This window comes from Streptomyces sp. NPDC028314 (genome assembly GCF_055565795.1).
Map to the genome: position 1 here is coordinate 270353 of NZ_JBVHTP010000006.1, position 13468 is coordinate 283820.

A 13468-nucleotide genomic window follows, 5' to 3' on the forward strand; every position below is an offset into this window, starting at 1 on the left:
GTGAGGGAGACGTGCCAGATTCATCCCGCATCACCGCCCGCCACGTGGCGCCGTGTGTCGCCGTACTGCTCGCCACGATGCTCTGCGGCGGCTGCGCGGGCCACGGGAGGGCGCGGACGGACGCGCACGACGGCCGCCCGGCCGCGGCGGCCGCCCCGGCCCCGGCATCGACCCCGGCATCGACCCCGGCTTCCACCGCCCGCCCCGCCACGCTCCAGGAGATCGCCGCCGCCCTCGGCTGCCAGCCCGAGATCACCGTCGACGCGGAGGAACTGAAAGAAGGCGCGTGCGGGGCGGGGAGGGACGGTTTCCGGATGACTGTCTTCAGCGCCGACCAGGGCCAGCGTGCGTGGCTCGACGAGTCGCGGATGTACGGGGGCTTCTACCTCGTCGGAAACCGCTGGGTGGTCACCGGCGCCTCGGCCGAGGCCCTGGCCCCGCTGCGCGAACACCTCGGCGGCACGGTCGAGACCGGCACCGCGCACGGGGCGGAACACGGCGCGGACCAGGGCGCGATGCCGGGCCAGGAGCACGGTGCGGAGCACGGGGCAGCGCCCGGTCCGGAGCACGGTGCGCAGCAGGGCGCCATGCCCGGCCCGGAGCACGGCGCCGCGCCCGCCGGCTGACCGCGGGCACACCTGCCCTTCGGCACGGTCGCGAAGCTCCGCGCGGCCCTCGCCCCGGGCGGCGTCCTGGTCATCCTGGGATGCCACCCGGAGCGGTCGGCCCTGGACTGGGCCTGGAGCCTGGCCGCCGTCCCCGTCAACGCGGCCGCCCGGGCCCTGGTGGCGGCCCTGGAGAGGAGCCGCGGGCCCGGCGGCCCGCCCGCCCCGCTCCAGGCGCCGGTGAAGCAGCCGACCATGTCCTACGAGGAGATCCGGGCCGCGGCCTCCGGACTGCTTCCCGGGTCCACGATGCGCAGACTGCTCTTCTGGCGCTACCTGTTGACCTACCGCCAGGCGTAGCTCCACGGCTAAGAAGAGGACTTACGTCCGGTTTCTTGGGCCGCGTCGGCCCGGTCGTGCCATGCGGCGTCAGGCCGGCCGGGAGGGCGCCACCGCGCTTCCGGCCGTGGCCAGCAGGCGCTCGGCGCGGTACGGGGAGGTGTCCAGCTCCGCCAGGACGCCGGGGCTCGCGATGCGCGAGCCCTCGTGTCCGGCGGGGTCGGCCCCGGTCGAAGCCGAGACCTTCTCGGGCGGGAGGAAACAGGGCGATGTCACCTTGAGGGAGGCGAGGCCCTCGCCCTTGGTACGGTCCAGGACCCCGGTCACGGCGTCCATCCAGAAGTCATCTGGCTCCGTGCGCATGTAGACCGACGGATAGGGGCCGGACCAGTCGACCTCGCCCGACGAGTTGTACTTGTAGCCCTGCTTCAGCCAGGTGTCCCGTGCCTGCCGTACGAGGTTCCGGGCCTCGGACCCCGGAACCCCGGTCAGCTTGTAGGTGACGGTGACCGCCACGCGGTCGTCAGGACCGTGGTCGTCCCTGGCTATGCAAGCGCCGACGGGCGCGGGGCCCATGCGCTCCAGGGTCGGTTTCGGGGACATGCCCTCCACCGCCTGGTTGATGATTTCCTCTGCCCGGTCGATCGCCTGCTGCTCATCCATCGTGACCTGCTTCTGCACCCCGCACGCGGTCACGACGGCCGTCATGGCCAGCAGTACGGCAGGCGCGATCACTCTGCGCAGATTCACGGTCCTCCTCCGATAACGATCTTTGCCAGGCTGCCGCCGCTCACCCGGGGTCCGAGCCGGGCCCGCGCCCGGACCTCGCACCGGCCGCACGGCGGGCCGGCTGTCATACGTCCGCGGATGCCGGACCGTCGAGGGGCGTCGTCACCGCGACGCGCACCGCCCCGGTGGCCGAGGCCGCGACCTGGGCGATCGTGCCCTCCGCAGGGTGGCGGGCGAAGACGGCGGGAGTGCCCTCGGCCGTCGGTACCTCGCGCACCGTCCACCCCGAGCTCCGGAAGAAGGCCCGCGCGCGTGCCAGCGCCCCTACCGTCTCGTCCTGCGGCAGCGGCTCGGAGGACCAGGTGTGGTGGACCGAGGTCCCGGACTCGTCCCGGACCGTGCTGAGGCCTTCCCCGGGCTGCGTGGGCGCCGATCCGACCCGCAGCGCGTCGTAGATCCGGCTGGAGTGGCCGAGGGCACGGCGCGTGGCGGGATCGTCGGCCTGCGGGGCCTCGAACGCGGCGGGGCCGGCCGCGGTCGACCCCGAGGACTTCTCCGGCGGGAGGAAGCAGGGCGACCTCACCTTGAGGGTGGCGATGCCCTCGCCCTTGGTGCGGTCCAGGACTCCCGTGATGCCTTCCATCCAGAAGTCGTCGGGCTCCGTGCGCATGCTGACCCAAGGGTAGGGGCCGGACATGTCCTCCTCGGTCGAGGAGTTGTACTTGTAGCCCTGCTTCAGCCAGGCATCCCGCGCCTGCAGCACCAGGTTCCTGGCCTCGGTCCCCGGAACCTCTGTGAGCTTGTAGAAGAGGGTGACCTGCAGCCGGTCGTCGGGACCGTGGTCGTCCCTGGCGATGCAGGGGCCGACGGTCTCGGGGCCGGTGCGCTCCAGTGTCGGCTCGGGCGACATGCCGTCCACCGCCTGGTGAATGATCTGTTCCGCCCGGTCGATCGCTTGCTTCTTGTCCATCGTGACCCGCTTCGCTGTGTCTCCGTTGTCTTCCTGTGCCCCGCACCCGGTCACCATGACCGTCAGGGCCAGCAGGGCAGCAGCCGGGAATGCCTTCCGTAGATTCACGGCCGTCCTCCGGTGACGATGTTTGCCAGGCTTCTGAGGGGCTTGTCGTCCCAGTACTGGGAGTGCGCGGGCATCATCTCCCCGCCCGAGCCCGGCAGCTTCCCGGCGGGGACCTTGAAGACCTCGCCGCCGAAGTCGTCGGAGGTCGGGTCGGTCCCGTGGACGACCGAGTGGTCGTCGAAGAACTCCATGTAGGCCTTCGGGTTGAGGGGGGCCAGGGGTCCTGCCGGGGGCGGGGCGAGGTTGATGAGGTCGTTCCTGGCGGTGGCCGCGAAGACGCGGTCCGCCGGGATGTTCAGGTCCTTCGCGTGGTCCACGCCCACCCCCGGACTACCCACCATGATCGCGTTGTCGACCGGCAGGTCTATGTGCATGCTCATCGTCTCGCCCACCACCAGGGACCCGTAGCTGTGACCCAGGAGCGTCTGGTTCACGCCGCCGTCACGGTGATTGGATTCCTCGAGGCCCTGGATGAAGTTGCCCAGCGGCTCCTTGGCGTTGTCGGCCCACTTGGTTTCCGTCGCATCGGTCGTGATGCCCTGCGGGGCGTCGTAACCGAGCCACACGATCGATGCCGTCTTCCGGGATCCGTCGGTGGCTTCCGCCTGCGCCTGGAGAAGCTGGGCCCTGCCGATGTCACCATCGATGGACTCCAGCTTGGCGAACGTCCCGGGCACGTACGTCACCACGTTGTCGGCGGTGTCCGGATTTCCGATGGAGACGATGGCGCGCCCCATGTTGTTGCCGTCGAATCCGAGCAGATAGGGGCGATTGCTCTCGCTCGTGAAGCTGTCGAAACGTTTCTGTATGTCGTCCATGCCCTTGTAGCCGTTCTCCAGCTCCTTCTTCTTCTCGTTCCACTCCTTCCACTCCTCGGTCGGGACCATCGCGCCCTTCACCTCGCGACCCGTGATGGGGCTGATGTAGGGCTTGTACTGCTGCGGTTCCTTCTTGAGCCAGGCGTCGTACTCGACCTGCTTGGCGCCGCGCTGCTCCGCGAGCACGGTGCGGTTCGCGTCGTCGCGCACGTCGGAGGGAAGGCCGTCGAGGGCTCCGATGCTCGCGGGGTGCATGGAGACGTAGGCGTCGCGCTGCTCCTGGGAGAGCCCGTTCCACCAGTTGGCGTTGTCCTGGGGCCAGTCGTTCTTGGGCGGAGGCTTGATCGTGTCGAGGTAGGCATCGGCCGCGTCGCGCACGCCCCCCGTGTCCGACGAGACGTCCGCCCAGTCCCGGCCGGACACGGTCAGGTCGTCATCGGCCTTGAGGGCCCGTATCTTCGGCTCCCACTTCGTGTCCGCGTCGGTGGCTTCCTTGAGCGCGTCGGCGATCCGGTTCGCGTACCCCATCGCCTTGCCGTAGTTCGGGTTCGGGTGGATGTTCGCCGCCTGGCGCTCCAGGGCGTCGGAGGTCGCGTTGCCTCCGGCGCTCCCCGTCACCGTGCCGCCGTCGGTGACCTTCTCGTCGCCCGGCTTCTGACCCGCCGGGTACTTGACCGAGCCGTCCCCGTTCACCGTGCAGCCGTCGGCCTGGGCGTCGTCGACCGCCGCCTCCAGCTTCCGCTTGGCGGCCGCCATGTCGTAGGCGAACCCGTTGAGGGCCGTGCTGATCACGCCGCACTCGGTCAGGGTGTAGTGGAAGTTCTTCGCCAGGGCCTGGAGCTGTTTCTGCGACGCCTCCACGGCCTCGCCCTCCAACGACTTGCGCATGCCGGTGGCGACGGTGTTCTCGAGGTGGTCCTTGGCCGCCTGGGCAGCATTGCCCAGGGTCCGGTATCCGTCGGCGGCTTCCTCGAACTCGGAGGGCTTGAAGGCCTTGAGGGTGGCGTAGTCCATCCCGTCGTCACCGGCCCGTCGACTGGCCGCCGGGGGCGTCCGTGTCCGCGTACTTGGCGTTCAGCTTGTTCATCTCGCCCTTGACCGCCTCATCGGTCGTCAGCACGTCGCGGCCCACCTGCTCCAGGATCCCCTGGAGGGAACCGCACCGCTCGCTGACGCTCTCGGCGTACTTCTTCCAGGAGTCGTACACGTCCTTCTGCGCGGCCGCGCTCAGACAGCCCGTGGTTGCGCCGAGCCCTGCCTGGCCCTCCTCCAGCTTGGTCAGCGCGGTGCTGACGCCCTGGCGGAGGGAGCCCACGCCCGCGCCGGCCGTGGTCCACGCCTTCTTGCTGGATTTCAGGCCGCCCGTCACGGCGCTGGGCCCGCTGCTGGGCTCAACCGGAACGTGGTTGAGCCGCATCGACACGCCCTGCCCATCGGCCACGCCGGCCTTGATCTGTTCCCACTCGTCCCACGCCACGCCCAGCCCCCGTATAACCCTGTGGATCACTCCGGCCGAGAACACTACATCGCACCAGCACCACACAACCCGTGCTGTACGGGGCTCCACATGAGTACCTGTACCTAGGCGCATGAGTACGTGCCCCCGCTCAAGGGCGCCGCGGAGAGGTCCTGATCGGGCCAGGGGGGCGGCAGCCCAGGCGGGTGTCGGCGTCGATGACGACCTGCGCCTCCGCCGATAACCGGAGGGACGGGACGGGGCGCCGACCGTGCGGTCGGGCCGGAGCCGAGTCGGGGTCTTCGGCGGCCGGCTTCCGCGCGAGCGCCAGCGTATGCCCGGGCCTTGGGGGCGCGCACGGCCCTGGGCGTACCGCTCAGAGTCCGTGCCGGTCGAGCGTCGCGATCAGCTCCGGCTTGCGCCTCTGGTCCGCGCGCAGGGCCGCCAGGCAGACGGCGAACTCGGCCTCGGTACCCAGCGCATGGTGGCAGGCCCGGGCGCTGAGCAGCAGTTCCGCCATGAGCCGTACGTGCTGTCACCGGTCTGCTCGCGCAGCGGTTCGATCCGGCGCAGGTGAACGGTCAGCGCGTCGGCCGGTCGCAGGCAGCGGATCCGGTCGGCCAGAGCCGGCCACTGCTGCTCGTCCGCGTACCCGTCGGCGGCACCCTGCCAGGTGGGTGTGGCCGTACGGGGCGGGGTCTGCCGCGTGGACGGCGATCAGCGCGTCCACGCTGCCGCCGTCGACCTTGAGGAGGCGGTCCATGAGGTAGTTCTCCGCCCACCCCTTGGGGTTGGCCCGCCAGGCGGCCACCGCCAGTTCGCGCGCGCGGGCCATGCCCGGATCGCCCCGCACCTCCCGGTGGTCGAAGAGGTCCGTGTCGGTGGCGTCGTTCACCTCGTCCGTCAGGTGGCCCACCAGCCACTCGGCGGTCGCCACCGGGTCGGGCCGGGCAGTCCGGCAGGCCTCCAGGGGGCTTCGGCCAGCCCGGTGGCGACGCCTCCGATCAGGCCGTCCGCGTCGTCGATCTCCCGGTACGTGCCGCCCAGGGACCGGATCGCCTCGCGGGCGACCTCCACCGCGTCAGCGGCCCGGCCGGCCGCCCGCGGTCAGTGCGCGCAGGGCGGTGACCGCCTCCGCCGCCCGCTGCCCGTAGGCGTGGGCATCGGCGTACTCGACGTAGCCGTCGCGGGCGAAGGGGCGGGTGTCGAGCAGGCTCAGGATGCGCTCGCGGGCGATGCCGGCGTCCTCCCCGGCGGTGGCCGCGCGCAGTTCGAGGCGGCGGCGCAGCTCACGGTTGTCGGCGAGCTGTTCGTCGACCAGGGCGAGTTGCCCTCCTGCCGTATGGGCAGTCGCACCAGCCGGTGAGGCCGCCGCCCTCGTCCTCGCTCAGCTCGACCTCGTAGGTGTCGGTGCCGTCCACCGTCGTGGTGATCACCGCGTCCCCGATGCCCAGCCGGGACACCGCGGTCAGACAGCCGAGCCCCGCTCGAAGGAGGCGCGCCCCCGCCAATCGGCGCAGGTCTTCCTCGGTGAAACCCAGGGCATGCGCCACGGCGCCCCTTCAACCGGACCGGAAGCGGTCACCAGCGGGTGTTCAGGATGGTCCGGAAAGCTGACCGGACATGCGAACCGCTGTAGGCTCCGGGCATCGCCCTTGACCTGCGAGAAGCAGGCAGGGAGCAGACACTTCGGGAGTTTCCACATGCTTCGTACCATGTTCAAGTCGAAGATCCACCGGGCCACCGTGACCCAGGCCGACCTGCACTACGTCGGCTCCGTGACCGTCGACGCCGATCTGCTGGACGCGGCCGACCTGTTGCCCGGCGAGCTGGTCCACATCGTGGACATCACCAACGGGGCCCGGCTCGAGACGTACGTCATCGAGGGCGAGCGGGGGTCCGGCGTCATCGGGATCAACGGCGCCGCCGCCCATCTCGTGCACCCCGGGGACCTGGTCATCCTCATCAGCTACGCGCAGGTCGAGGACGCCGAGGCCCGGGCGCTGAAGCCCCGCGTCGTGCACGTGGACGCGGACAACCGGATCATCGAGCTGGGTGCGGATCCGTCCGCCCCGGTCCCGGGAACGGACCAGGAGCGCAGCCCCCACGCGGTGGCTGTCTGAGGGGAGTGGGGAACATGGCGGACGATCCGGCGATCGTGTTCGAGGACGACCGCAATGGCGGGCGGCTGCTCGCCGTCGAGGGCGGGGCGGTGGTCGGCTTCATCGCCTACTTCGTGCTCGCGCGTGAGCCCCGCGCCCTCGTGGCGGTGCACACGATCGTCGAACCCGGACACGAGGGCCGCGGGATCGCGGGGAACCTGGTGAAGACCTTCTACGGGATCGCGGCCGCCGAGGGCGTGCCCGTGGTGCCGCTCTGCCCGTACGCGGCGAGCTGGGCCGCCAAACACCCCGACCAGGCGCCGGCCGCCCCGGCCGAGGTCGTCGAGGCGGCCAAGGCGCAGCTGGACTCGGACTCCGACCTGTGGTGACCCCGCGCCCCTGAGGCCCGAGGTCTGAGGCCCGAGGTCTGAGGCCCGACACCCGACCCCGCCCCCGGCAGCGCCGAGCTGCCGGGGGCGCCGTCGTCCGGGGCGTGGTCCGGGGGGCGTACTCGTACGGTTCCGGGGAAGGTGGGACACATGGTGCGAAACGATGAGCAGACCCAGCCCCCCGTCCCCGCCCCGCCGCCCGGGCCCGGTCCGACCCCGGGGCCCGGCCCGTTCCCGGATCCCGAGCCGATGCCGCGGCCCGCGCCGCCCGTGCCCGGGCCCGTGCCCGAGCCGGACCCGGTGCCCCCGCCGCCGGGGCCCGCGCCGCTCCCGCAGCCCGGACCCCTCAGCTGACAGCGGCGCCGGGCGCGCGTCAGTCCGTACGGACCTCGGAGCGGTCGCCGCTCCAGAGCGTGTGGAACGAGCCCTCGCGGTCCACGCGACGGTAGGTGTGCGCCCCGAAGAAGTCCCGCTGGCCCTGGGTCAGGGCCGCCGGGAGCCGCTCCGCGCGCAGCGCGTCGTAGTACGCCAGTGAGGCCCCGAACGCCGGCACCGGGATGCCCTGGCGGACCGCCGCGACGAGCACCTCCCGCCAGTCGTCCTGCGCCGCGCTGGTCTCCTCGGCGAAGTGCGCGTCCGCGAGCAGGCTCGGCAGCTCCGGCCGGGCGTCGTACGCGGCGCGGATCCGGTCCAGGAACGCCGCCCGGATGATGCAGCCGCCGCGCCACAGCGAGGCCACCGCGCCCAGGTCGATGCCCCAGCCGTACTCCGCGCTGCCCGCCTGGATCTGGTGGAAGCCCTGGGTGTACGAAACGATCTTCGAGGCGTACAGGGCCTGCTCCACCTGGGCCGCGAAGGCGTCGGCGGCCGCCCCCGAGAGCGGCGCGGCCGTCGGGCCGGACAGTCCCCGCGCGGCCTTGCGCAGCTCGCCGTGGCCCGACACCGCGCGGGCGAAGACCGCCTCCGCGATCCCCGAGACCGGAACGCCCAGGTCGAGGGCGATCTGCACCGTCCAGCGCCCGGTCCCCTTCTGCTCGGCCGCGTCCGCGACGACGTCCACGAACGGGCCGCCGGTCGCCGCGTCCGTGTGCGCGAGCACCTCCGCCGTGATCTCGATCAGGTACGAGTCCAGCCGGCCCCGGTTCCAGGTCCGGAAGGTCTCCGCGATCTTCGCGGGGGAGTACCCGGCCACCTCGCGCAGCAGGTGGTACGCCTCGCCGATCAGCTGCATGTCGGCGTACTCGATGCCGTTGTGCACCATCTTCACGAAGTGGCCAGCGCCGTCGGGGCCCACGTGCGAGACGCACGGGGTGCCGTCGGCGGCCTTCGCCGCGATCTTCTCCAGCATCGGGCCCAGCGAGGTGTACGACTGCGCCGAACCGCCGGGCATGATGCTGGGGCCGAGCAGTGCGCCCTCCTCGCCTCCCGAGATGCCCGCGCCCACGAAATGGATGCCCTGCTCGCGCAGTTCGCGCTCCCGGCGGCGGGTGTCCTCGAAGTGGGCGTTGCCGCCGTCGATGATGACGTCGCCCTCCTCCAGCAGCGGGGCGAACTCACGGATCACCGCATCGGTCGGCTCGCCGGCCTTGACCATGACGATCAGCCGGCGGGGTCGCTCCAGCGCGTCCACGAACTCCTGAGCGGACTCGGCCGCGACGAAGGAGCCCTCGTGGCCGAATTCCTCGACCAGGGCCTTGGTCTTGGCGGTGGTGCGGTTGTGGACGGCGACGGTGAATCCGTTGCGGGCGAAGTTCCGGGCCAGGTTACTGCCCATCACCGCGAGTCCGGTGACACCGATCTGGGCGGTGCTGCTGCTCATGCGTGCGCTCCTGCGTGCCTCGATGTGCGGGGAACCCCCGACGCTACATCGGCCGGGATGCGACGGCTCGTCCGTTCTGGACGTATTCTCAACTTCGCCTTGAGCGCGGCTTGTTGTGGCCCTTGTCAGCCCCTCGTGTCGCCGTTAGGTTGTGCGGTTCCTGATGTCTTCAAGGGGGCTCCCATGGGTGTACGGGGCCGGCACCGCCGGTACCAGCCGAGCAGCATCAACCGGGCCTCGCTCGTCGTCACCGCGGGTGGTGCCGGGATCGCGCTCCCCCTCGTCGGAGCCGGCTCCGCCCACGCCGCCTCGGTGGACACCTGGAACAAGGTCGCCACCTGCGAATCCACCGGCAACTGGCACATCAACACGGGCAACGGCTACTACGGCGGCCTCCAGTTCAGCCAGAGCACGTGGCGCGCCTTCGGGGGCACCGTCCTCGCGCCCCGGGCGGACCTCGCGACCAAGGAACAGCAGATCGCGGTCGCGGAGAAGGTCCTCAAGGGGCAGGGGCCGCGGGCCTGGCCCTCGTGCGGACCCGCCGCCGGGCTCAGCCGCAGCGGTCCGGCGCCCGCCGTGACCCCGCAGCAGACCTCGAAGCCGCAGCAGGCGAAGGCCCCGACGCCCTTGGCCGGGCCGCAGAAGGTACAGGTCACGGCCAAGCTCCCGCAGAGCGGGACCCCCACCCCCGAGACCGCGCCCCGCCCGACGGGCACCTCCGTCCTGCCGAACCCGTACGTCGTCGCCCCGGGGGACTCCCTCTCGGCGATCGCCACCGAGCAGCACGTCGAGGGCGGCTGGCAGGCGCTGTACGAGACCAACCGGACCACCATCGGCGGCAACCCGAACCTGATCTTCCCCGGTCAGCGGCTCACCCTGCGGATCACGACCGCCCCGCCCGCACAGAACCCCGAGAAACCGCCGCGCACCGCAGAGCCGGTCAAGCCCGTGGCACCGGCCGCGCCGAAACCCGAACAGACCAAGCCGGCCGAGAAGCCCGCGGAGAAGCCCGCGGAGAAGCCCGCGGAGAAGCCCAAGCCGCAGCAGAGCAAGCCCGCCGAGACGCCCAAGCCGAAGCCCGAGCCGGCCTCAGCGCAGCAGAAGCCGGCGTCCGGAGGGTTCTTCGCGCCCGTCGACGCCGCCCTCGGCACCGCCTACCACGTCGCCGGTTCCTCCTGGTCCAGCGGCTACCACACGGGCATCGACTTCCCAGTGCCGACGGGCACCAGCATCAAGGCCGTGGGCGCCGGCACGGTGCTCTCGGCCGGCTGGTCCGGAGCGTACGGCTACGAGGTCGTCATCAAGCACCCCGACGGCCGCTACTCCCAGTACGCCCACCTCTCCGCGCTCGGCGTCAAGGCCGGGCAGCAGGTCTCCGGAGGCCAGCGGATCGGCCGCTCCGGCTCGACCGGCAACACCTCCGGACCCCACCTGCACTTCGAGATCCGCACCGGACCCGGCTACGGGACCGACATCGACCCGCTGAAGTACCTCCGCGGCCACGGCGTCGGCATCTGACCCCCGTACGTGCGGCGGCACGGCCGTGAGCAGGATCAGGCCGGCCGCCGCCACCACGGCGCTCACCAGCGCCGCCAGCGTGCCCAGGGCCCCGTACCGGAAGCCCTCGTCGAACAGCGAGACGCCGACCGCCGCCGCGACCACCGGGTTGACCACCGTCACCGTGGCCAGCGGCGCGGTGAGCCCCGCGCCCCGGTAAGCCGCCTGGGACAGCAGCAGCCCGACCGCCGCCAGGACGGCGATCGCCGCCAGATCCGGCCACATCGCACCCAGCGCACCCGGGGAGAAGCCCTCGGCCACCGACTTGGTGAACACCGAGGCCATGCCGAAGGCCGTGCCGGCCGCCGCGGCCAGCAGCACACTGCGCAGCACCGCCCGGTCCATCCGGTGCGCCGCCAGGAAGAGGGCGGCCACCCCGGCTCCGGTCACGGCCAGCAGCAGGCTCCGCTCACCGCCGGCCAGCGGCTGGTCCGCGTCGCCGTTCCCGCCGGTCAGGGCCAGCAGCGCCGCCAGCCCCGCCGTGGCCAGCACCGCACCGCGCCAGGCCGCCGCGCCCGCCCGCCGGCGTACGAAGACGGCCGCCATCGGGAGCGCGAAGACGATGGTCAGCGCCCCGAGCGGCTGGACCAGGCTCAGCGGCCCGTACGCGAGGGCCACCACGTGCAGGAGCGCGCCGAGGCCGTTCAGCCCGACCGCCACCCACCAGCCGGCCCGGCGCAGGGGCGCGTACGCGCGGTCGGGGGAACTGGCCGCCACGTGTTCCTGGACGATCGCGCCGCCGGCGTACGCGATGGCGGAAACCAGGCAGAGCAGTACCGACAGGGCTAGGGCACTCATGATTTCCACAATGCCCCACCCGAGCAGCCTATTCCTCCCCCGCGAGGCCCCTCAAGGCGGCCTCGAGTCATCCTCACGGCATACTCCAGACGGAGTACGAGACTTCCGGACGGGCCATTTCCGGCCACCCGGCCGTCACCCTCGAACCCATCCGTACCGTGGCCACCCGCTCGCGGTGCGTGAGGCGCACGGGCACGGGTTTGGTTCCCGGCGCGCCGCGTCCGTACAGTTGCCCTTTTGGGACCTCCGCAGCAGGCGGACGCGGACGAGTGATCAAGGAACGGCAGCGGCCATGACGGTGACCGAAGACAACCACGCATACGGGCCGGGCATCGACCCCGAGCGGCTGGCCCTCGTCCTGAACGTGCTCGGCGAGCTGGACAAGCTCGACGTCGACCACCCGGACGCCATCACCGTACGCCGCGCCACCGCAGGCCTCTACCGCACGGTCAAGCAGCGCCGCCGCCAGGAGCGCCGCGCCGCCAAGACCGCCAACGACAAGGCCGTCACCGAGGCGACCGCGACCGGCTCCGCCGAGCGCATCGACGACGAGACCCAGGGCAACGCCCTGACCGCCGCCACCAAGGGCCCCATCGCCGGGATACTCCAGCGTCCGCGCTCCTGCTACATCTGCAAGACCCGCTACGTCGAGGTCGACGCCTTCTACCACCAGCTCTGCCAGGACTGCGCCGCCTTCAACCGCGCGCGCCGCGACGCCCGCACCGACCTGACCGGCCGCCGCGCCCTGCTCACCGGCGGCCGCGCCAAGATCGGCATGTACATCGCGCTGCGGCTGCTGCGCGACGGCGCGCACACGACCATCACCACCCGCTTCCCCAACGACGCGATCCGCCGCTTCAAGGCGATGCCGGACAGCTCCGAGTGGCTGCACCGCCTGAAGATCGTCGGCATCGACCTGCGCGACCCGGCCCAGGTCGTGGCGCTGGCCGACTCGGTCGCCGCCGAGGGCCCGCTCGACATCCTGATCAACAACGCCGCGCAGACCGTACGCCGTTCCCCGGGCGCCTACAGCGAGCTCGTCGCGGCCGAGAGCGCCCCGCTCCCGGCCGGTGAGCTGCCCGCCGCCGACGTGATCGGCACCTTCGGCAGCGGCACCGTCGACCGGGTCGCCGCGCTGCCCACCGGCAAGGGCGAGAAGCTCAGCGCCCAGGACATCACCGAGCTGGCGCTGGTCTCCGGCTCCGCCTCGCTGGAGCGGATCGCGGCCGGTACGGCGATCGACGCGGGCGGCCTGGTGCCCGACCTGCACGACACCAACAGCTGGATCCAGACGGTGTCCGAGGTGGACCCGATCGAGCTGCTCGAAGTCCAGCTGTGCAACTCCACCGCGCCGTTCATCCTGATCAGCAAGCTCCGTCCGGCGATGGCCGCGGCCGAGGCCGGGCGCCGCTACGTCGTCAACGTCTCCGCGATGGAAGGCGTCTTCAGCCGCGGCTACAAGGGCGCCGGGCACCCGCACACCAACATGGCGAAGGCCGCGCTGAACATGCTGACGCGCACCAGCGCGCAGGAGATGTTCCAGAAGGACCAGATCCTGATGACCGCCGTGGACACCGGCTGGATCACCGACGAGCGGCCGCACCCGGACAAGATCCGCCTGGCCGAGGAGGGCTTCCACGCCCCGCTCGACCTGGTCGACGGCGCGGCGCGGGTCTACGACCCGATCATCCGCGGCGAGGCCGGCGAGGACCTGTTCGGCGTATTCCTCAAGGACTACGCCCCGGCCAACTGGTAGGAACCCCGGTTCCACCACCCCC

The 13468-nt window shown here is 71.8% G+C and carries 13 protein-coding genes and 1 pseudogene; 6 read left to right on the plus strand and 8 right to left on the minus strand.

Annotation, left to right across the window (positions count from 1 at the left end; all coding sequences use genetic code 11):
- Positions 1 to 11: 11 nt before the first annotated feature.
- Positions 12 to 626, plus strand: coding sequence for a hypothetical protein (locus tag ACZ4TG_RS16640; protein ID WP_468163172.1), 615 nt, complete (start codon positions 12 to 14; stop codon positions 624 to 626).
- A gap of 408 nt (positions 627 to 1034) precedes the next feature.
- On the opposite strand, the gene ACZ4TG_RS16645 is transcribed toward ACZ4TG_RS16640, so the two are convergent.
- From ACZ4TG_RS16645 to ACZ4TG_RS16670, 6 genes are all read right to left on the minus strand, one after another.
- Positions 1035 to 1694: a hypothetical protein gene (locus ACZ4TG_RS16645; protein ID WP_468163174.1), complete on the minus strand. Its 660-nt coding sequence runs from the start codon at positions 1692 to 1694 to the stop codon at positions 1035 to 1037.
- A gap of 103 nt (positions 1695 to 1797) precedes the next feature.
- On the minus strand, positions 1798 to 2643 hold the full coding sequence (locus tag ACZ4TG_RS16650; protein ID WP_468163176.1) for a hypothetical protein: 846 nt from the start codon (positions 2641 to 2643) through the stop codon (positions 1798 to 1800).
- Between the two features lie 104 nt (positions 2644 to 2747).
- Positions 2748 to 4583, minus strand: a complete 1836-nt coding sequence (locus ACZ4TG_RS16655; protein ID WP_468163177.1) for an alpha/beta hydrolase — start codon at positions 4581 to 4583, stop codon at positions 2748 to 2750.
- Positions 4584 to 4590: 7 nt separating this feature from the next.
- Entirely contained in the window at positions 4591 to 5046 is a 456-nt protein-coding gene (locus tag ACZ4TG_RS16660) for a hypothetical protein (protein WP_468163179.1), read from the minus strand.
- Between the two features lie 355 nt (positions 5047 to 5401).
- The gene (locus tag ACZ4TG_RS16665; RefSeq protein ID WP_468163181.1) at positions 5402 to 5545 is read right to left on the minus strand and encodes a hypothetical protein; all 144 of its coding nucleotides are present in this window, start codon (positions 5543 to 5545) and stop codon (positions 5402 to 5404) included.
- Between the two features lie 15 nt (positions 5546 to 5560).
- On the minus strand, positions 5561 to 5962 hold the full coding sequence (locus tag ACZ4TG_RS16670) for a hypothetical protein (protein ID WP_468163183.1): 402 nt from the start codon (positions 5960 to 5962) through the stop codon (positions 5561 to 5563).
- 99 nt (positions 5963 to 6061) lie between these two features.
- On the opposite strand from ACZ4TG_RS16670, the gene ACZ4TG_RS16675 reads away from it, so the two are divergent.
- From ACZ4TG_RS16675 to ACZ4TG_RS16685, 3 genes are all read left to right on the plus strand, one after another.
- Positions 6062 to 6391, plus strand: coding sequence for a hypothetical protein (locus ACZ4TG_RS16675; protein ID WP_468163185.1), 330 nt, complete (start codon positions 6062 to 6064; stop codon positions 6389 to 6391).
- A 337-nt stretch (positions 6392 to 6728) separates the two neighbouring features.
- Positions 6729 to 7148, plus strand: coding sequence for an aspartate 1-decarboxylase (panD, locus tag ACZ4TG_RS16680; protein WP_048475279.1), 420 nt, complete (start codon positions 6729 to 6731; stop codon positions 7146 to 7148).
- 14 nt (positions 7149 to 7162) lie between these two features.
- Entirely contained in the window at positions 7163 to 7516 is a 354-nt protein-coding gene (locus ACZ4TG_RS16685; protein WP_468163188.1) for a GNAT family N-acetyltransferase, read from the plus strand.
- A gap of 373 nt (positions 7517 to 7889) precedes the next feature.
- Here ACZ4TG_RS16685 and gndA read toward each other — a convergent pair whose 3' ends face one another.
- Positions 7890 to 9335: an NADP-dependent phosphogluconate dehydrogenase gene (gene gndA, locus ACZ4TG_RS16690; RefSeq protein WP_468163190.1), complete on the minus strand. Its 1446-nt coding sequence runs from the start codon at positions 9333 to 9335 to the stop codon at positions 7890 to 7892.
- A gap of 183 nt (positions 9336 to 9518) precedes the next feature.
- Between gndA and ACZ4TG_RS16695 the strand changes: the two genes are divergently transcribed.
- Positions 9519 to 10853, plus strand: a complete 1335-nt coding sequence (locus tag ACZ4TG_RS16695; RefSeq protein WP_468163192.1) for a transglycosylase family protein — start codon at positions 9519 to 9521, stop codon at positions 10851 to 10853.
- A gap of 105 nt (positions 10854 to 10958) precedes the next feature.
- On the opposite strand, the pseudogene ACZ4TG_RS16700 reads toward ACZ4TG_RS16695, so the two are convergent.
- Positions 10959 to 11690 (minus strand): annotated as a pseudogene (locus ACZ4TG_RS16700) (DMT family transporter); the annotation flags it as partial.
- 292 nt (positions 11691 to 11982) lie between these two features.
- Here ACZ4TG_RS16700 and ACZ4TG_RS16705 point away from each other — a divergent pair.
- The gene (locus tag ACZ4TG_RS16705) at positions 11983 to 13446 is read left to right on the plus strand and encodes an SDR family NAD(P)-dependent oxidoreductase (protein ID WP_468163194.1); all 1464 of its coding nucleotides are present in this window, start codon (positions 11983 to 11985) and stop codon (positions 13444 to 13446) included.
- The last annotated feature ends 22 nt before the right edge of the window (positions 13447 to 13468 follow it).

What these genes read in the sequence shown, in the direction of transcription:
- gndA (WP_468163190.1), bottom strand. Translation starts at nt 9,335, where the DNA reads ATGAGCAGCAGCACCGCCCAGATCGGTGTCACCGGACTCGCGGTGATG.
- ACZ4TG_RS16705 (WP_468163194.1), top strand. Translation starts at nt 11,983, where the DNA reads ATGACGGTGACCGAAGACAACCACGCATACGGGCCGGGCATCGACCCC.
- ACZ4TG_RS16695 (WP_468163192.1), top strand. Translation starts at nt 9,519, where the DNA reads ATGGGTGTACGGGGCCGGCACCGCCGGTACCAGCCGAGCAGCATCAAC.
- ACZ4TG_RS16665 (WP_468163181.1), bottom strand. Translation starts at nt 5,545, where the DNA reads ATGGCGGAACTGCTGCTCAGCGCCCGGGCCTGCCACCATGCGCTGGGT.
- ACZ4TG_RS16685 (WP_468163188.1), top strand. Translation starts at nt 7,163, where the DNA reads ATGGCGGACGATCCGGCGATCGTGTTCGAGGACGACCGCAATGGCGGG.
- ACZ4TG_RS16650 (WP_468163176.1), bottom strand. Translation starts at nt 2,643, where the DNA reads ATGGACAAGAAGCAAGCGATCGACCGGGCGGAACAGATCATTCACCAG.
- ACZ4TG_RS16655 (WP_468163177.1), bottom strand. Translation starts at nt 4,583, where the DNA reads ATGGACTACGCCACCCTCAAGGCCTTCAAGCCCTCCGAGTTCGAGGAA.
- panD (WP_048475279.1), top strand. Translation starts at nt 6,729, where the DNA reads ATGCTTCGTACCATGTTCAAGTCGAAGATCCACCGGGCCACCGTGACC.